The 18,503-nt window shown below is 72.4% G+C and carries 14 protein-coding genes; 4 read left to right on the forward strand and 10 right to left on the reverse strand.

All coding sequences use genetic code 11. The features are described from left to right. Nucleotides 1–33: 33 nt before the first annotated feature. The 3 genes from ACWDD9_RS11085 to ACWDD9_RS11095 all read right to left on the reverse strand — a co-directional run bounded on the left by ACWDD9_RS11085 (nucleotide 34) and on the right by ACWDD9_RS11095 (nucleotide 4,701). Nucleotides 34–867, reverse strand: a complete 834-nt coding sequence (locus tag ACWDD9_RS11085; protein WP_449811425.1) for an HAD family hydrolase — start codon at nucleotides 865–867, stop codon at nucleotides 34–36. Then, nucleotides 867–3,407 (reverse strand): phosphoribosyltransferase, encoded by a 2,541-nt coding sequence (locus tag ACWDD9_RS11090; RefSeq protein WP_449811426.1) that lies wholly within the window; start codon nucleotides 3,405–3,407, stop codon nucleotides 867–869. Before ACWDD9_RS11090 ends, ACWDD9_RS11085 begins: the two co-directional genes overlap by 1 nt. Before the next feature lie 85 nt (nucleotides 3,408–3,492). Next, nucleotides 3,493–4,701 carry an HpcH/HpaI aldolase/citrate lyase family protein gene (locus ACWDD9_RS11095; protein ID WP_449811427.1) on the reverse strand — a complete coding sequence of 403 codons (1,209 nt, stop codon included), beginning with the start codon at nucleotides 4,699–4,701 and terminating at the stop codon, nucleotides 3,493–3,495. Between the two features lie 357 nt (nucleotides 4,702–5,058). Here ACWDD9_RS11095 and ACWDD9_RS11100 point away from each other — a divergent pair, with 357 nt between their 5' ends. Next, a complete protein-coding gene (locus tag ACWDD9_RS11100) occupies nucleotides 5,059–6,222 on the forward strand; it encodes a TerD family protein (RefSeq protein ID WP_449811428.1) in 1,164 nt (387 codons plus the stop codon). Between the two features lie 81 nt (nucleotides 6,223–6,303). Here the strand turns inward: ACWDD9_RS11100 and ACWDD9_RS11105 are convergent, their stop codons facing one another. Then, the gene (locus ACWDD9_RS11105) at nucleotides 6,304–7,044 is read right to left on the reverse strand and encodes a Tellurium resistance (protein ID WP_049652604.1); all 741 of its coding nucleotides are present in this window, start codon (nucleotides 7,042–7,044) and stop codon (nucleotides 6,304–6,306) included. A gap of 329 nt (nucleotides 7,045–7,373) precedes the next feature. Between ACWDD9_RS11105 and ACWDD9_RS11110 the strand changes: the two genes are divergently transcribed. Continuing rightward, the gene (locus ACWDD9_RS11110; protein WP_449811429.1) at nucleotides 7,374–8,519 is read left to right on the forward strand and encodes a DUF2637 domain-containing protein; all 1,146 of its coding nucleotides are present in this window, start codon (nucleotides 7,374–7,376) and stop codon (nucleotides 8,517–8,519) included. A 99-nt stretch (nucleotides 8,520–8,618) separates the two neighbouring features. Here the strand turns inward: ACWDD9_RS11110 and ACWDD9_RS11115 are convergent, their stop codons facing one another. The 5 genes from ACWDD9_RS11115 to ACWDD9_RS11135 all read right to left on the reverse strand — a co-directional run bounded on the left by ACWDD9_RS11115 (nucleotide 8,619) and on the right by ACWDD9_RS11135 (nucleotide 12,624). Next, entirely contained in the window at nucleotides 8,619–9,719 is a 1,101-nt protein-coding gene (locus ACWDD9_RS11115) for a DUF475 domain-containing protein (RefSeq protein ID WP_049652607.1), read from the reverse strand. 147 nt (nucleotides 9,720–9,866) lie between these two features. Further along, a complete protein-coding gene (locus tag ACWDD9_RS11120) occupies nucleotides 9,867–10,445 on the reverse strand; it encodes a TerD family protein (protein ID WP_049652609.1) in 579 nt (192 codons plus the stop codon). A 227-nt stretch (nucleotides 10,446–10,672) separates the two neighbouring features. Continuing rightward, the gene (locus ACWDD9_RS11125) at nucleotides 10,673–11,248 is read right to left on the reverse strand and encodes a TerD family protein (protein WP_074000774.1); all 576 of its coding nucleotides are present in this window, start codon (nucleotides 11,246–11,248) and stop codon (nucleotides 10,673–10,675) included. 232 nt (nucleotides 11,249–11,480) lie between these two features. Beyond that, nucleotides 11,481–11,939 carry a peroxiredoxin gene (locus ACWDD9_RS11130; protein WP_074000773.1) on the reverse strand — a complete coding sequence of 153 codons (459 nt, stop codon included), beginning with the start codon at nucleotides 11,937–11,939 and terminating at the stop codon, nucleotides 11,481–11,483. 241 nt (nucleotides 11,940–12,180) lie between these two features. Continuing rightward, complete coding sequence (locus tag ACWDD9_RS11135; protein WP_049652614.1) at nucleotides 12,181–12,624, reverse strand: DUF3052 domain-containing protein; 444 nt, start codon at nucleotides 12,622–12,624, stop codon at nucleotides 12,181–12,183. 517 nt (nucleotides 12,625–13,141) lie between these two features. Here ACWDD9_RS11135 and aceE point away from each other — a divergent pair. Both aceE and ACWDD9_RS11145 read left to right on the forward strand, forming a co-directional pair. Next, nucleotides 13,142–15,892, forward strand: coding sequence for a pyruvate dehydrogenase (acetyl-transferring), homodimeric type (gene aceE / locus ACWDD9_RS11140; protein WP_074000772.1), 2,751 nt, complete (start codon nucleotides 13,142–13,144; stop codon nucleotides 15,890–15,892). Nucleotides 15,893–16,244: 352 nt separating this feature from the next. Beyond that, on the forward strand, nucleotides 16,245–16,703 hold the full coding sequence (locus ACWDD9_RS11145; RefSeq protein ID WP_079271734.1) for a nitroreductase/quinone reductase family protein: 459 nt from the start codon (nucleotides 16,245–16,247) through the stop codon (nucleotides 16,701–16,703). Nucleotides 16,704–16,790: 87 nt separating this feature from the next. Here the strand turns inward: ACWDD9_RS11145 and ACWDD9_RS11150 are convergent, their stop codons facing one another. Beyond that, nucleotides 16,791–18,380, reverse strand: coding sequence for an MFS transporter (locus ACWDD9_RS11150; RefSeq protein WP_369808305.1), 1,590 nt, complete (start codon nucleotides 18,378–18,380; stop codon nucleotides 16,791–16,793). Nucleotides 18,381–18,503: the final 123 nt, after the last annotated feature.

An 18,503-nucleotide genomic window follows, 5' to 3' on the forward strand; every position in this document is an offset into this window, starting at 1 on the left:
ACCCGCAGCCGAACCCGGACCCGAACCCGGGGGTCAGCCCCCGACCGGCAGGGCCGACGCCCCCGCCAGGAACCGCCGGACGATCTCCTCCCCCGCCGTCACCCCCACCTCCGTCAGGGCGGTGACGCCGGGGGCCGTCCAGCCGCTGTCCGCGAGTTCGCCGTGCCCCGGGCGCCAGCCCGCGTCCGCCGCGAGCAGCAGGTCGGCGTCGAGCAGCGAGTCCCCGGCCGCCAGCACGGTGTCCGCGCCGCGGCGCCGGACGACCTCGGCCAGCGCGGCGCTCTTGGTGAGCGGCGCGGGCACCGCGTACACCTTGCGGCCCTGCAGGGAGACCGTCCAGCCGCGCTCGGCGCACCAGCCGGTCAGCTCCGCCAGCCAGCCCTCCGGCAGCGCGGCGCGCTCGACCACCAGGTAGGCGAACAGCTCGTCGGCGACCCGCCGCTTGTGCGTCCACTCCGGGTCGGCGCACAGGGCGAGCCGCCGGACGACCTCCTCCAGCGGGGCCGAGCCGGCGGCTGTCCGCGCGGTGATCTCGGCCCGCCAGTCACCGTCCGGCACGCCGTCCACCAGCAGTTGCCCGCCGTTGGCGCAGATCGCGTACGCGGGGACCCAGTCCGGCGTCGGGCCGGGCAGGTTGACCCGCCCGTACTGCTCCGGCGTGCGGGTGGTGGCCGGGACGAAGCAGGCCTCCCGGGCGAGTTCGGCGAGCAGCCCGGCGGCCCGCTCGGTCATGAAGGACAGCGGCCGCCCCTGGTACACCTCGACGCAGAGCAGCCTCGGCGCCAGCCGGTCGGGCCCGGCCAGGGCCATGGCCCGCTCGGAGTAGATCAGCGTCCGGTCGAGGTCGCTGGCCACCAGGACACCCATCAGGATTCCCTCCCCGTCGTCTCGGTCACGGTGCCCCCGTCGGCCACCGCGCGCCCGTCTCCCCCGGTCGCCCCGCGGCTGTAGCGGGGGTGGATCAGGCCGACGCAGGTGTACGGCAGGCCGTCCACCTCCTCGACCTCGACGCCGCGCTGGGCGGCGAGCAGCCGGACGTGGTCGAGGTCCGCACCGGCGCCGCGCCGGGCGAGGATCCGCCAGGGGACGCGGCGCAGCAGCACCCGGGTGGTCTCGCCGACACCGGGCTTGACCAGGTTGACGTTGTCGATGCCGTACTCGGCGCTGATCCGCTCGACGGCGGCCCAGCCGGCCCGGTCGGGCTCCCGGTGCGGGTCGGCGGCGAGCCGGTCGGCGCCCTCGACCGCCGCGGCGCGGACCTCGCCGAAGCGGGCGGCCACCGCGTCCAGGAAGAGCGCCGAGACGTCGTTCCCGGCCAGCTCGGCGTAGTGCTTGGCGCCGTGGAAGTCGTCCGGCCCGATCAGCCCGGCGCGCAGCACGGTGCGCGAAACCAGCCCGGAGACCGTGGAGTTGAGGCAGGCGGACGGGATCAGGAAGTCGTCCCTGGTGCCGTACGTCCGCACGCAGCGGCCCGGGTCGGCGAGCACCGCGAGGTCCGGGTCGAAGCCGGTGCCGGCCAGCGCGTCGGCCAGTTCGCGGGTGATCGCGCCCTTGCCCGTCCAGCCGTCCACGAACACCACGTCCCGCGCCCGGTGGTGGGCCGCCAGGTACCGCAGTGCGACCGGGTCGATGCCGCGGCCGCGCACGATCGAGACCGCGTAGTGCGGCACCGACAGGCCGTGGGCGAAGGCCAGCCAGCGGCGGACCAGGATGCCGACGGGCGTGCCGGCCCGGGCCAGCGAGGCCAGCACCAGCCCGGGGCCGCGCTCGCGCAGCAGCGTCTCGGCGACGGTGCCGACGGCGAGCGCGATCCGGCCGGCGGAGCCGCGCAGCGCCTGGTGGAACAGCTCCTGGTACTCGGGACTGGGCTGGTACTCGACCGGCAGCGACTCGGCGTAGTGGGCGCCGCCGTTCTGGACGGCCTCCTCGCGCTCCTCGGTGGGGGCTTCGAGCGCGACCCCGGAGAGGTCCTTGAGCAGCCAGGCCACCTCCTCGGCCGGGTACGAGGAGAACGCCGGCCCGTACAGGGGCGCGGGCAACTCCGAAGACCCGGGCGCCGACAGGGGCGCGGGCAGCGACGAGGGTGCGGCGAGCGGAGCGGGCACGACGGGCACCGGCCGGTGCGAGGGCAGCACGGCGAGCACCACCCGGTCGGTCACCCGCCGCAGCTGGCCGAGCAGCGCGTGCTCGCCCTCGTGCAGCGCCGGGGTGTCGGCCACGTCGTCCACCACCAGCACCACGGCGTCGAAGCGCCGCGCCGGGTCGCTGCCGGGGGCGACGTTGTACGCGTAGCGCTCGGGCGAGCCGCCGTCCCGCGGGTCGTCATGGGCGGGGAAGGCGAGCCGGGTGCGGATGGCGTAGCCGGGGTCGTCCACCGCCAGGACGGGCGAGCGGGTGGTGGTGGAGAACCGGACGCGGTCGCCGCCGAGCCGCTCGGCGAGGGCGTCGGCCAGGCGCAGCGGCGCGTACATCAGCTCCTCGAAGCCGAGCACCAGCACCCGCCGCGCGCCGGCGGGCAGGGCCTCGGCGAGCTGCCCGGCCAGCCGGGGCAGTGCGGCGTCCAGCCGGGCGCGGTCGCGGGCGGTGAAGCCGTGCCGACCGCCGTCCGGGAGCCCGGCGGGCCAGTCCAGTTCGACCCGGTCCAGCGGCGCGGGGCCGGCCGACGGCGGCTCCCCGGCCGGGGGCGCCGTGGTCGGCGCCGCCTCGGCGATCAGCCGCTCGGCCCGCGCCACGACGTCCTCCGGCAGCTCGACGCCGCCGCTCGCGGTGGCCACCAGGTCCAGCCGGACGCCGAGTTCGGCGGCGGCCTCATCGAGCCGGCGCCGGTCGGCCGCGGAGCGCAGGTCCACCAGGGCGACCACCACGTAGTGCCCGCGCGGGTGGCGGGCGTGCAGGTCGCGGATGGTGTTGAGCACCGTCCGTCCGGTCGAGAACTCGTCGTCCACCAGCACCAGCGGCCCGTCGCCGGCGAGGAGTCCGGGGTCGGCGGGGAGCAGCAGGTGCGAGGTGGCGTGCGAGTGCTCCTCCTCGAAGCCGCCGACCGGGTCCAGGCCGGGCACCGGCCGGCGGGTGGAGTGCAGGTAGGGGGCGTCCAGGCCGTCGGCGACGCTGTGGCCGAGGCCGGTGGCCGTCTCCGCGTAGCCGAGTACGACGGCCCGCCCGGACGCCTCCGCGCCGAGCAGGTCGCGGACCCGGCGGCCGAGTTCGAGCCCGGCGCCGTGGACCACCGAGGGCCGCTGCGGCACGTGCTTGCCGAGCACCGTGGAGACCAGCAGGTGGGCGCGCTTGGGGTTCCCCGAGCGCAGCGCCAGGCCGACGAGTTCGGGGAGGCGCTCGGAGCCGGTCAGGGCGATCCCGGCCCGGTCGGCGACCCAACGGCCGGTCCACGTCTGCGGTGTTGCTGTCACTGCTGGTCCTGCCTTCGGTGGTGCGATGGTGCGTTCGTCGATGCGTTCGTAGCCGGCATTCACGGTTGTGTCCGTCCGGGCGCCGTCAGCCGCACAGGCAGGCCGACAGCAGTTCGGCGAAGCTCACGTCCTCCCGGGCCACCCCGAACACCTCCGCCCGCAGCAGCACCCGCTCCGCCCAGGCCCGGTGCGGCCGGGCCTCGTTCATCTTGTTGGTGTACGCCGAGCGCAGTACCCCGCCGCCGTCCTGCTCCTGCCGGAGGATGTCGCGGGCGTCGCAGTACTCCTCGTGCGTGACCACGGAGAGGGCGTGCACGGCCGGTACGTGGCTGGGGTGGATGCAGGTCTTGCCGAGCAGGCCGTTGGCCCGGTCGAGTTCGACCTCCCGGATCAGCCCGTCCAGGTCGTGTTCGATGATCCGCCGGCGGACCTCCTCGCCGGAGGCCTGGAGCACCCCGGCCGCGGCGGGGACGGAGGCCCCGGCGAACGGGGTCCGGCGCAGCTGCGGCTTGAACATCCGCTCCTGCACCGGGAAGTACTCCCAGACCGGTCCGGTGACGGTGTACCCGGTGCCGTCCGCCCGGCCGAGCACGTTGACCACGTCCCCGATCACCGAGGCGACCAGCGCCACGTCGTACGCGGTGAGGTCGGGCGAGCGCCGCAGGCCGTACGCGGAGCAGAGGTCGGTGACCCCGAGCCGGACGGCGAGCACCCGTTCGCGGTGGGCGGCGAGCAGCTGGGCGATGCCGAACAGCTGCTCCCGCCTGGTCTCCAGGTGGGCGAGTTCGGGCGACTCCAGGACGGGCATGGCGAACAGCCGCCGCCCGGTCGCGGCCTCGGCGGCGGCCAGCGCGGCCAGGTACCCGCCGCCGTTCGCCGGGGTGAACTTCGGCAGCACGAAGCCGCTGAGCAGTTCGGCGGCCGGGCCGAGACGCTCGGCCAGGTCGAGGATCTGGGCGGCGCTGCGGACCCTGATGAAGAGCAGGGGGTGGCTCTGTGCACAGTCGGTGAAGTCCTTGACCAGGTCATTCAACTGCTCGACCAGGTTCCGCTCGCCCGCGTCCACCTCGTGGTCGGCGATCGCGTCCTCCAGGCAGAGCACCATCGACACCACGCCCCGACCAGCGAGTTTGCGGATGTCGGCGGCCAGGGCGGGCCTGGTGGCCGGGCTGTAGAGGGTGCCGCCGAGGGCGGTGGCGATCACCTCCGGCCCGCTCCGCGCGCTGAACGGGCGCGGCTGTTCCAGGAAGAGCCGGCCGCGTACGTCCTCGGCGAGGTGGCCGAAATGGCGCAAGGTGCTCTCCTCCAGGAAGTGGACCGGCCCCCGGCCCGTTGCCGACGACACCCTGGTCAACCGGCCGACCGGGCGCCAAGGTTCCCGGGCACGCCGCCGCCGGACGCCCCTCCGCCGAACCCCCGGAGACCTTTCGACCGCCCATCGTACGGACGGGATCCGGCCGGTCCCGGTTCCCCGGCACTGAACTCCCGGAACATCCCGGTCCACTTGGACGATCATGGGCGCACCGGCGCCCCATCCCGGAAACGACGGCGGCAAACCTCGGAAAGCGCAAGTCTTGGCAAAGTCCGACTCCGCGCGGACCGGTCCGGTCACGTTGTCCGAAGGGGTGGCGAACAGGCAGGATGGTCGGCTATGACGCACGTGATGGCCAAGGGCGCCAACATCGCACTGCCGGCGGCGGCGGTCCGCGCCGTGCTGCGCTGGAGCGCCACGCCCGGTGCGCCGGACGTGGACGCGTCCGCGCTGCTGCTCGGCGCCTCCGGAAAGGTCCGCTCGGACGCCGACTTCGTCTTCTACAACCAGCCCCGCCACCCCTCCGGCCTGGTCCGCCACCTGCCCAAGCAGCAGACCTCCGGCGGCGCCGAGATCATCGACACGGTCGAGGTCGAACTGGGCAAGCTGCCCGCCGAGGTGGACCGCGTGGTGCTGGCCGGCTCCTCCGAGGGCGGGCCGTTCCGCGCCGTGCCGGGGCTGCGCCTGCTGCTCTTCGACGCCACGGCCGGCGAGGGCGTCCCCGCACTCGCCGAGTTCGCGATCGACGACGCCGAGAACGTCACCGCCCTGGTCGCGGGCGAGCTGTACCGCCGGTCCGGGGCCTGGAAGTTCCGGGCGATCGGCCAGGGCTACACCTCCGGGCTGATCGGCCTCGCCACCGACTTCGGCATCACCGTGGACGACGAGGCGGAGGCCGACCAGGCCCTCGGCGCCGCCCCCGCCCCGTCCGGCGCGTTCGACCCGCGCAGCACCCCGCTGCCGGACCCGCGCTCGACCACCCCCGAGCCGGGCACCTTCACCCTGGCCCCGGCCGTCCCGCAGTCACCGCCCACCCCGGCCCCGGCCACCGCACCGGCCCCGGCCCCGGCCACCGCCGCGAACGCCTCGCCCGCGCCGGCGACCCCGCCGCCGCCCACCGCCCCGCCGACCGTGCCCCCGCCGCCCACCGCTCCCCCGAGCAACCGACCCGGCACCGGCTACGGCTACCCCCAGCAGCCCGGCACGGGGTACGGCTACCCCCAGCAGCAGCCCGCACCGCAGCAGCAGCCCACCGGCGGCTACGGCTACCCGCAACCGGGCACCGGCCAGCAGCCCTACCAGCAGCAGTCGGGCGGTTACGGGTACCCCCAGCAGAACCAGCCCGCGCCGCCGCAGCAGCGCCCCGCCGGCTACGGCTACCCGCAGCCCGGCACCGGCCAGCAGCCGCCCGTCCCGCCGCAGCCGCCGACGGCCCAGCCCCCGGCGCCCACCGGCGAGGAGTTCGCGCTGCCCCCGCAGGGCCCGCAGTTCCAGCCCCGCTGACACCCCCGGCGGGGCCGCCGGACGCCCCCGGCCCCGCCGCACGCACCGCCCGCCGCCGTGGAACCGCCGCGCCCGCCGGCGTCAGTCGCCCTTGTACCCGCGCTGCCACTGCATCCCGAACCCGTACAGCCGGTCGATGTCCGCCTGGAACCCGTTGACGTACCGCACCTCGCGCCGCACCGTCAGCTGGTTGTCCCCCGCGTTCTCGATCAGCACCACCGCGCAGGAGCGCGCCGCCCGGGCCCGCTCCTCCAGCTTGATCTCGATCCGCGGCCCGGTCTGCGGCACGATCGTGACCACCGCGTGCGACTGCTCGAAGGCCGGCGTGCCGTCGTAGATGTAGACGAAGATCAGCAGCCGCTTGAACTTGTCCTTCTTCTCCAGGTTGACGTACATCGTCTCGCCGGACGGCGCCCCGTACTGGTCGTCGCCGCTGAGCTTGATGTACGGCGCGTTCTGGAGGTCGCCGAAGAGCCCGCCGAGCGGCTGCACCACGCCGGTGCTCCCGTCGGAGAGCTCGTACATGCAGGCCAGGTCGAGGTCGACGTTCATCGGCTCGCTGTTCTGCGGCGAGTCCGGGTCCTGCGGCCGCAGGATCCGCGGGCTGAAGAACCGCTTGACGGACTCCCGGGCGCTCGGCCGGCGGGAGCCCCCGGCGCTCATCGTCCAGTGCAGGTTGACGTAGAGGTAGCCGGTGGTGGCGGCCGACCCGGTGATCGCGTGCTGCGGAGTCGACTTGGTGAGTATGACCTTGTGCTGACCGCCGGGGTTGTCGAAGGTGTAGCTCTTGTCCCCGCGCAGGTACTCCCAGATCGAGACCATGCCGTCCTCTCCCCCTGCTCCCGCCAGGCGTTCTGACGGTCCGCCGACCAATGATCGGGCATCGGCCCGGCCGTCGGATACCCCGTCCACCCCTCCCCTATCCAACCGGCGGGTCGATTGGCAGGAGGAAGCCGCCCTCCCGTAACATGCCGCCCCTTCGGACGCGATATCGTCTAGCCGCACAGGCGTCCCGTCCGCCCCTGCGCGGGTGCGGCGGGCATGCCGTGCGGCGACGAACCGACCGTCAGGCGGTGCCCGTACAGCGGGCCCTGACCACCTGTGTCGCGCTGTGATCCTGTCCCCTGCGGAAACCCGAGGCCCGACCCGCAATGAACCTGACCTCCATACAGCTGGTCTGGACCGTCATCGGCGGCGCAGCCCTGCTGTTCGTCGCCGTCCTGCTGGCGACGCTGCGTTTCAAGAGCTCGAAGAAGGACGAGTCCGGCGACTCCTGGGAGCGCAGCGAGGAGCGCCGCCGGCGCAAGGAGATGATCTACGGCATCTCCTCGTACACGCTGCTGTTCTGCTGCGCCGGCGTCGCCGCGGCCCTCTCCTTCCACGGCCTGGTCGGCTTCGGCAAGGAGAACCTGGGCCTGTCCGGCGGCTGGGAGTACCTCGTCCCGTTCGGCCTGGACGGCGCCGCGATGTTCTGCTCGGTGCTCGCCGTCCGCGAGGCCAGCCACGGTGACGCCGCGCTCGGCTCGCGCCTGCTGGTCTGGGTGTTCGCGATCGCCTCGGCCTGGTTCAACTGGGTGCACGCCCCGCGCGGCGTGTCGCACGACGGCGCCCCGCAGTTCTTCTCCGGCATGTCGATCTCGGCGGCGATCCTGTTCGACCGCGCGCTGAAGCAGACCCGCAAGGCCGCGCTGCGCGAGCAGGGCCTGGTGCCGCGCCCGCTGCCGCAGATCCGCATCGTCCGCTGGCTGCGCGCCCCGCGCGAGACCTACGCGGCCTGGTCGCTGATGCTGCTGGAGAACGTCCGCAGCCTGGACGAGGCGGTCGAGGAGGTGCGCGAGGAGCGCCAGGCGAAGCTGGACGCCAAGGCCCGCGCCCGCACCGCCGACCGCCGCGAGCGGGCCGAGCTGAAGGCCATCTCGCGCCAGGGCGGCATGCTCGCCCGGGGCCGCGGCGGCCGCCAGGTTCCCGCCCTCACGGCTGCCGGAGACGGCCCGAGCGCTACGGAGCCTGCCCTAGCCGCGAAAACCGACGCCACCACCTCGACCTCCCCGGCCTCCTCGTACGCGGACTCGCACCGGTCCGCCGACTCCTTCGAGCCGGCCGCCCTGGACGCCGGCCGCCGGCCGCGCGCCGCCGTCGGCTCCTCGTACGCGTCCTCCTCGTACGCGTCCTCCGGCACCGGGTCGTCCCGCAGCGACTCGACCATCGACCTGACGGCCGACGACGACACCCTGTCGATGCCGAAGCTGGACTCGCTGGAGCGCAAGCTGCGCGCGATCGAGCAGCAGCTCGGCTGACCGGGCGTCCCCCGGGGACAACCAGGAAGCACGGGAAAGGCCGCCCCCGGGAGACCCCGGGGGCGGCCTTTCCGCTTGTCCTGCGGACCGCGTGGGCGGCTACTTGCCGCTGCCCACCAGCTCCGGTTCCTCGTCCTCGCCGGCGCCCTCGCGCCGGTTGCGCAGGATCGACGAGCCGAGTGCCAGTCCGATGAAGGCGACGCCGATCAGGCCGGTGACGATCTCCGGGATGTGGAACTTGATGCCGACCAGCAGGATCGCCGCCAGCGCGCCGATCGCGTAGTGCGCGCCGTGCTCCAGGTAGACGTAGTCGTCCAGGGTGCCCTTGCGGACCAGGAAGACGGTCAGCGAGCGGATGTACATCGCGCCGATGCCGAGGCCCAGGGTGATCTGGAAGATGTCGCTGGAGATGGCGAACGCGCCGACCACGCCGTCGAAGGAGAACGAGGCGTCCAGGACCTCCAGGTAGAGGAAGAGGAAGAACGCGGCCTTGCCGCCGACCTGCATGATCGACTTGCCGGACTTCTCCGCCTCCTCCTCCCGCTCCTCCTCGGCCTCCAGGCCGGACTCGAAGATCGACGAGAGGCCGTTGACCGCGAGGTAGGTCACCAGGCCGAGGACGCCGGCGAGCAGAACGGTTTCCGCGTGCTCCCCGGCGAAGAAGTTGGAGGCCAGCAGCAGGGCGACCAGGGCGACGACGGTGGAGAAGGCCTCCAGCTTGCCGACCTTCTCCAGCGGGCGCTCGATCCAGGACAGCCAGTTGTAGTCCTTCTCCCCGAGGATGAAGTCGAGGAAGATCATCAGCAGGAAGACGCCGCCGAAGGCCGCGATGGCCGGGTTGGCCGCCTCCAGGTACTGGCCGTAGGTGAGGCCGTCGTGGGTCTTGTCGGAGTGCAGCGCCAGGTCGATGACCGTCGTGGGGTTGAGCTTCGCGGTGAGGCCGACGACCAGCAGCGGGAAGACCAGGCGCATGCCGAAGACCGCGATGAGCACACCGACGGTCAGGAAGATCTTCTGCCAGTACGGGTTCATCCGCTTCAACACCGTGGCGTTGACCACCGCGTTGTCGAACGACAGGGAGATCTCCAGGATGGAGAGGATCAGCACGATGCCGAAGCCTTGGGCTCCCCAGAGCAGTCCGGCCGCGACCAGGCCGATGGCGGTGATCGCGAGCGACCAGCCGAATGTGCGGAGGAACACGGGAGTTGGCTACCTTTCGGGTTTTGGCCGTGCCGGGGTCGGCCTCGTACCCGAGACGCCCTGACCGGGCCGGGCCCGGTCAGGCCACCCCCGCACTGCCCTCTGTTCTCATGATCGGGTCGGGTGCGATAAGTCCGATTTCCGCCCTTACTGTACGTTCACGCCGAAGTCGAGCGCGATGCCACGCAGGCCGGAGGCGTACCCCTGGCCCACTGCGCGGAACTTCCACTCGCCCGCGTAGCGGTACAGCTCGCCGAAGATCATCGCGGTCTCGCTGGACGCGTCCTCGGACAGGTCGTACCGGGCGATCTCCTGGCCGTCGACCGAGTTGACGACCCGGATGTAGGCGTTGCGGACCTGACCGAAGTTCTGGAGCCGCGCCTCGGCCTCGTAGATCGAGACCGCGAAGATCACCTTGTCGGCCTGCACCGGGACGAGGTCCAGGTTGACCTCGACCACCTCGTCGTCACCCGTGTCGTCGCCGCCGGTGAGGTTGTCGCCCTGGTGCTCCACCGAGCCCTCGGGGCTCTTGAGGTTGTTGTAGAAGACGAAGTACTCGTCACCGAGCACTCGCCCGCCACCGCAGATCAGGGCGCTCGCGTCGAGGTCGAACGGGGCGCCCGTGGTTGAACGGGCGGACCAGCCGAGGCCGATCCGGACCTGCGTCAGGTTCGGCGCGGCCTTGGTGAGCGAGACGTTGCCACCCTTGGCAAGCGTGACCACCATGACGTTCTTCCTCCCTTGCTTCTCCCGGGGCGCCATCCAGGTGTAGTCCCCCGCGGCCCCGGCCGACCGGCTTTGGTCGGCTGAACTTCCTGAACTCACATCCTCGCAGCGCCGCGGACCAGCGCGGCACCGGGTCGGACGAAGCCGGGGCGGCCCCGGACCACGGAGGTCCAGGGCCGCCCCGGGAGAACGGCGCGCAGCCCGCGCCGCAGGGCGCCGGCGACGGCTCAGACGTTGACGCCGAAGTCCTGCGCGATGCCGCGCAGGCCGGAGGCGTAGCCCTGGCCGATGGCGCGGAACTTCCACTCGCTGCCGTTGCGGTACAGCTCGCCGAAGACCATCGCGGTCTCGGTGGAGGCGTCCTCGGAGAGGTCGTAGCGGGCCAGCTCCGAGTTGTCGGCCTGGTTCACCACGCGGATGAACGCGTTGCGCACCTGGCCGAAGTTCTGGCTGCGGGTCTCGGCGTCGTAGATCGACACCGGGAAGACGATCTTCTCCACGTCCGCCGGGACGCCGGCCAGGTTGACCTTGATCGCCTCGTCGTCGCCCTCGCCCTCGCCGGTCAGGTTGTCACCGGTGTGCTCGACCGAGCCGTCCGGGCTCTTCAGGTTGTTGAAGAACACGAAGTTGCCGTCCGAGGCGACCTTGCCCTGGGCGTTGCACAGCAGGGCGCTGGCGTCCAGGTCGAAGTCCGCACCGGTGGTGGTCCGGACGTCCCAGCCCAGGCCGACGACCACGGCCGTGAGGCCGGGTGCCTCCTTGGTGAGCGAGACGTTGCCGCCCTTGCTGAGGCTGACTCCCACTAGTCCTCCAAGAATCGGGAGGCACGTCCAGTGGTGCCCCCGGTGGTGCGGTCCGGGGCGGCGGGAGGCCGATCGGCCCCCGCGTCCCACCCCGCCAACGGCCCGAGCGTAGTACGGGGTTCCCGCCCGCACCCCTGATCAGGCCGGACACGGCCCCACGGCACCCGGCCGGCGGGCGCCGAAGGGGCCCGGCGGGCGCGCCCGGGACGCGTCCGGGGCCCCCGGCGGGGCCTCAGAGCGCCGCGAGCACCTTCAGGTACTCCTGCTCGTCCCGGGCGTCCGGGAGGCCGTTGACGACGCTCCAGCGCACCGCGCCGGCGGTGTCGACCACGAAGGTGCCGCGCAGCGGGCAGCCCCGCTCCTCGTCGAGGACGCCGTACGCGCGGGCGACCTCGCCGTGCGGCCAGAAGTCGGCCAGCAGCGGGAACTCCAGGCCCTCCCGGTCGGCGAAGACCCGCTGGGAGAACTGGGAGTCGCAGGAGAGCCCGAGCACCTGCACGGTGTCGTTCTGCAGGCCCGCCAGCTCCCGCTGGATCGCGCCCAGCTCGCCGGTGCAGACACCGGTGAAGGCGAACGGGTAGAAGACCAGGACGACGTTCTTCCGGCCGCGGAAGTCGGAGAGCCGGACGGACTCGCCGTGCTGGTTGCGGAGCTCGAAGTCCGGAGCCTGGGTGCCGACCTCGATGGCCATGAACGGGACCTTTCTGACGCGAGCGCGCCGCGCGGCGGGCGCGGCAGGCCACATCCTCGCATTCGTTTACGGCCGTTCCGCCGAACGGATGAGGCGGGCGGCCGCGGCCCGCCGCGTTCGCCGTCCGCGAACGGGCCGGTCCGGAGCGCCGGCCGGGCCCCGGGCGGGAGGCGGGCATGCAGCGGGCCCCGCCGGAGGGGGTTCCTCCGGCGGGGCCCGGTGCGGGGACTTCAGAGCCCGCTCAGCGCTTTCCGCCGCTCTGCTTCGCCGTGGACTTGGTCGCGAGCCGGGTGGCCGCCCAGTCCTTGACGATGTTGATCGAGCTGGTCTGGGAGAGACCGGCGGTCTTGGCCGAGTCGTTGATGTCGGACGCCTCGATGTGGCCGTCCCGCCCGGTCTTGGGCGTCATCAGCCAGATGAGGCCGCCCTCCGCCAGGTACTCCAGCGCGTCGACGAGGGCGTCGGTGAGGTCCCCGTCGTCGTCGCGGTGCCACAGCAGGACGGCGTCGGCGACGTCGTCGTAGTCCTCGTCGACGAGATCCGTCCCGGTGAGCTCCTCGATGCCTTCGCGGAGGTCCTGGTCAGTGTCTTCGTCGTACCCCAGCTCCTGGATGATCTGGCCCTCTTCGAAGCCGAGACGGGTCGCCGGGTTGGACTTGTCCGCGGGGTCCGCGGTCGCGCTCACGGGAATAACCTCCAGTATTCGGCTCGGCATCCATGCCGAGGCTGTGGCCGTAGTCCACACGGGCGCGGCGGTTCGCGCAAGTACCCGACCCCCGATCCCCTCCAAAGGTTGACGTGTCGCACCGGAACACGCCGTGGGACGTGTCGGGAATCACACCGATTTGCCCTTTTCTGCATGGTCCGAGGATGCTTCGGGTGGTCCCGGCCCACAGGCCGTACGTGTGCCCGAGATGCGAACGGCATTCGGGGTCCGCGCGTGCGCGGGCGTAGAGTCTCCTGTTGGCCCTCACCCCGGCCGCCCGCCATCGGGCGGACGGGACACCAGGTCGGACCACCTCTTTTCGTAACACCCGGGGGTGTGCGGAGCGGACGGAGACGCCCGCACCGCGCACCACCAGACCGGACCGCCCACCGGGCGCGACGGTTACCGATCGGTAGAGATGACGGATCTCCGAGCGCGGTAGCACGATGGAGGCGGCGCGACACACCTCAGTTTCGACCGACAGTGAAGGAACAGCGTGGCTTCCGGATCCGATCGCAACCCGATCATCATTGGCGGCCTTCCGAGTCAGGTCCCGGACTTCGATCCCGAGGAGACCGCGGAATGGCTGGAGTCGCTCGATGCGGCCATCGACGAGCGGGGGCGTGAGCGTGCCCGTTACCTGATGCTGCGGCTGATCGAGCGCGCCCGCGAGAAGCGTGTCGCCGTGCCCGAGATGCGCAGCACGGACTACGTCAACACCATCGCGACCAAGGACGAGCCGTTCTTCCCCGGCAACGAGGAGATCGAGCGGAAGATCCTCAACGCGACCCGGTGGAACGCGGCCGTCATGGTCTCCCGGGCGCAGCGCCCCGGCATCGGCGTCGGTGGCCACATCGCCACCTTCGCCTCCTCCGCGTCGCTCTACGACGTCGGCTTCAACTACTTCTTCCGCGGCAAGGACGCCGAGGGCGAGTCGGGCGACCAGATCTTCTTCCAGGGTCACGCCTCCCCCGGCATCTACGCCCGCGCCTTCCTGCTGGACCGGCTCACCGAGCAGCAGCTCGACGCCTTCCGCCAGGAGAAGTCGAAGGCCCCGTACGGCCTCTCCAGCTACCCGCACCCGCGGCTGATGCCGGACTTCTGGGAGTTCCCGACCGTCTCGATGGGCCTCGGCCCGCTCGGCGCGATCTACCAGGCGCGGATGAACCGCTACCTGGAGCACCGCGGCATCAAGGACACCTCGGACTCGCAGGTCTACGCCTTCCTCGGCGACGGCGAGATGGACGAGCCCGAGTCGCTCGGCCAGCTCTCGCTGGCCGCCCGCGAGGGCCTGGACAACCTGACCTTCGTGGTCAACTGCAACCTGCAGCGCCTGGACGGCCCGGTCCGCGGCAACGGCAAGATCATCCAGGAGCTGGAGTCCCAGTTCCGGGGCGCCGGCTGGAACGTGATCAAGCTGGTCTGGGACCGCTCCTGGGACCCGCTGCTCGCGCAGGACCGCGACGGCGTCCTGGTCAACAAGCTGAACACCACGGTGGACGGCCAGTTCCAGACCTACGCCACCGAGACCGGCCAGTACATCCGCGAGCACTTCTTCGGCGGCGACCTGCGCCTGCGCGCCATGGTCGAGAACATGACCGACCAGCAGATCCAGCACCTGGGTCGCGGCGGCCACGACCACAAGAAGATCTACGCGGCGTTCAAGGCGGCCCGCGAGCACAAGGGCCAGCCGACGGTCATCCTGGCGCAGACGGTCAAGGGCTGGACGCTGGGCCCCAACTTCGAGGGCCGCAACGCCACCCACCAGATGAAGAAGCTGACGGTCGAGGACCTGAAGCGCTTCCGCGACCGGCTGCACCTGCCGATCACCGACAAGCAGCTGGACGAGGGCTACCCGCCCTACTACCACCCGGGCCGCGACTCGGAGGAGATCCAGTACATGCACGACCGCCGGGAGGAGCTCGGCGGCTACGTGCCGACCCGCAAGGTCCGCCCGCGGAAGCTGGAGCTGCCCGGCGACGACGCCTACAAGGCGGTCAAGAAGGGCTCCGGCAACCAGACCATCGCCACCACCATGGCGTTCGTCCGGGTGCTCAAGGACCTCATGCGGGACAAGGGCATCGGCAACCGCTTCGTGCCGATCGCGCCGGACGAGTACCGCACCTTCGGCATGGACTCGCTCTTCCCGTCGGCGAAGATCTACAACCCGCTCGGCCAGACCTACGAGTCGGTCGACCGGGACCTGCTCCTCGCCTACAAGGAGTCGCCGACCGGCCAGATGCTGCACGACGGCATCTCCGAGGCGGGCTGCACCGCCTCGCTGATCGCCGCCGGCTCGTCCTACGCCACCCACGGCGAGCCGCTGATCCCGGTGTACGTCTTCTACTCGATGTTCGGGTTCCAGCGCACCGGCGACCAGTTCTGGCAGATGGCCGACCAGCTGGCCCGCGGCTTCGTGATCGGCGCCACCGCCGGCCGCACCACGCTGACCGGTGAGGGCCTGCAGCACGCCGACGGCCACTCGCACCTGCTGGCCTCGACCAACCCCGGCGTCGTCGCGTACGACCCGGCGTACGGCTTCGAGATCGCGCACATCGTCCAGGACGGTCTGCGGCGGATGTACGGCTCCAGCGCCGAGCACCCGCACGGCGAGGACGTGTTCTACTACATGACCGTCTACAACGAGCCGATCAAGATGCCGGCCGAGCCGGAGAACGTGGACGTCGAGGGCATCCTCAAGGGTCTGCACAGGTACGCGCCGGGCACCGCGGGCCAGATCCCGGCCCAGATCCTCGCCTCCGGCGTGGCCGTGCCGTGGGCCCTGGAGGCCCAGCGCATCCTCGCCGAGGAGTGGAACGTCAAGGCCGACGTCTGGTCCGCGACCTCCTGGAACGAGCTGCGCCGCGACGCGGTGGAGGCCGAGGAGTTCAACCTGCTGCACCCCGAGGAGCAGCAGCGCGTGCCGTACGTCACGCAGAAGCTCCAGGGCGCCGAGGGCCCGGTCGTCGCGGTGTCCGACTGGATGCGCGCGGTGCCGGACCAGATCGCCCGCTGGGTGCCGGGTCAGTACCAGTCGCTGGGCGCCGACGGCTTCGGCTTCGCCGACACCCGTGGCGCGGCCCGTCGCTTCTTCCACATCGACGCGCAGTCGGTCGTCCTGGGTGTGCTCACCGAGCTCGCCAAGCAGGGCAAGATCGACCGCTCGGCGCTGAAGGACGCGATCGACCGCTACCAGCTGCTCGACGTGACCGCGGCCGACCCGGGCGCCGCCGGCGGCGACGCCTGACCGGCCGGTAGGCCCTGAGGCACCGAGGGGCCGGACCTCCCGCACGGGGGGTCCGGCCCTTCGCCGTCCGTCGTGTTCTTGACCCTCACACCGGTGTGAGGTCCTGGGCCTGTCGTCGAACTCCCGTCGTCCGCCCGGAGGGCGGGCGGGGCGGCGTTGGGGTGCGTGCATCGCAAGGCGGAGGAGGGAGCCACTGCGGTGGGGGCACCTCCCGGCCGAAGGCTGGGGGCCATTGGCGACCGACGACAACGCGGCGAGGTGCGTTTGTGCCCTGGGGGTACCTCCCGGCCGAAGGCTGGGGGAGCGTCGCCCCGCAGACGCGAGTTCGACGACAGGCCCTAAGCTCGGCGCCATGACCGACGAGACGAGGCCCGGGCCCTCCGGGCGGCACCCCGAACCCGCCGACGGCGCGGGCGAGTTCAACCGGAACGTGATCGCGGAGTTCCGCACCCGGCAGGGGGCCGTCGGCGGCCCGCTCGCCGACGCGCCGGTCCTCCTGCTCACCGTGGTCGGCGCCCGCAGCGGCGAGCCGCGCACCACTCCCCTGGTCTACCTGCCGGACGGCGGGCGGCTGGTGGTCTTCGCCTCCAACGGCGGCAGCGAGCAGGACCCGCTCTGGTACCGCAACCTGGTGGCCCACCCCGAGGTGACCGTCGAGGTCGGCGCCGAGCGCTACCCGGCCCTGGCGGCCCCGGTCGACCCGGCCGAGCACGACGCGCTCTGGGCCCGTCAGATCGCCGCCCAGCCCCAGTTCGCCGGCTACCGCACCACCGCCCGGACCGTCCCGCTGGTGGCCCTCAGCCGCGCCTGACGCACAGGGGCGCCCGTCGCCGGGCACCACGACGGCCCCGGACTCCGAGGAGTCCGGGGCCGTGGCGTGCGGCGGGCCGTGGGGCCGTCAGATGTGCACGGACGGGCCCGCGTCGGTGGTGCCGCGGCGGGTGAGCAGGCCGAGCGCGGCGGCGGCGAGGGCCACCACCGAGGCCACCGCGAAGGCGAGCGACATGCCGCTCACGAAGGACTCGTGGACGGCGCCGGCCATCGCGTCCACCGCCTGCTGCGGGGTGCCGGCCGGGGCCGGCGGGGCGATGCCGAGCTGGGCGGCCTGCTTGAGGCCCTCGCCCGCCGCGCCCTCGACCGGCGGCAGCCCGGCCTTCGCCCAGTTGCCCGGCAGCACGTCGCCGACCTTGGCGGCCATCAGCGCGCCCAGCACCGCCGTGCCGAGGCTGCCGCCGACCTGCATCGCGGCCTGCTGGAGGCCGCCGGCCACGCCGGAGAGCTCCAGCGGGGCGTTGCCGACGATCACCTCGGTGGCGCCGACCATGACCGGGCTGATGCCGAGGCCCATCAGGACGAACCAGAGCGACATCACGCCGTTGCCGGAGCCGGTGTCCAGGGTGGACATCCCGTACATCGCGACGGTGGTGATCAGCATCCCGGCCACGATCGGGATGCGCGGGCCCAGCTTCCCGATCGCCAGGCCGGCCAGCGGCGAGCCGACGATCATCATGCCGGTCATCGGCAGCAAGTGGACGCCGGCGTCGACCGGCTTCATCCCGTGCACGTTCTGCAGGTAGAAGGTCACGAAGAAGATCGCGCCGAAGAACGCGAAGGCCATCAGCGCCATCAGCAGCACGCCCGCCGACAGCGGCACCGAGCGGAACAGGCCGAGCGGCACCAGCGGCTCGCGGGCCTTGCCCTGCCAGAGCGCGAACAGCACCATCAGGACCACCGCGCCGCCCAGGAACAGCAGCGTCCGCCCGTCGCCCCAGCCCCACTCGGGGGCCTTGATGATGCCGAAGACCAGCGCGAACATCCCCACCGAGAGCAGCGCGATGCCGGGCAGGTCGAAGGACTTGGCGGCCTTCTCGGCGCGGACGTCCCGCAGGATCCACAGGCCCAGCGCCAGCGCGATCAGGCCGACCGGGACGTTGATGAAGAACACCGACTCCCAGTTGACGTGCTCGACCAGCAGGCCGCCGACGATCGGGCCGGCCGCGGTGGAGGCGCCGATCACGCCGCCCCAGATGCCGATCGCCATGTTGAGCCGCTCGGCCGGGAAGGCCCCGCGCAGCAGGCCGAGCGCGGCCGGCTGGAGCAGCGCGCCGAACAGGCCCTGGAGCACCCGGAAGGCGATCACGGTCTGGATGTTGCCGGCGAAGCCGATCGCGGCCGAGGTCACGGCGAAGCCCACCGCGCCGACCAGGAAGGTGGCCTTGTGGCCGAAGCGGTCGCCGATCTTGCCGGCGGTGACCAGGAAGACCGCCAGGGCCAGCAGGTAGCCGCTGGTGACCCACTGGATCTCGGCGGGCGCCGCGTGCAGCTTCTCCTGGATCACCGGGTTGGCGATGGCGACGATCGTGCCGTCCAGCGCGACCATCATGACGCCGACCGCGACGGTCAGCAGGGTCAGCCAGGGGTGCCCCTTGAGGCCGCCCCCCGACGGCGGGTTCGGCGGCGGCGGGGCGTCCGCCTCGGAGTTCTTCACGACGGACTGGCTCATCAGGGCCCTCCGGGGGCGTGGCTGGGGTGCAGGACGTGGTCGTGGCGCCCCGGCCCACCCGTCCCCACAGGTGCCCCGGCCCGACGGGCGCCACCTCGGCAGATTATG

Source organism: Kitasatospora sp. NPDC001119, from assembly GCF_053598475.1.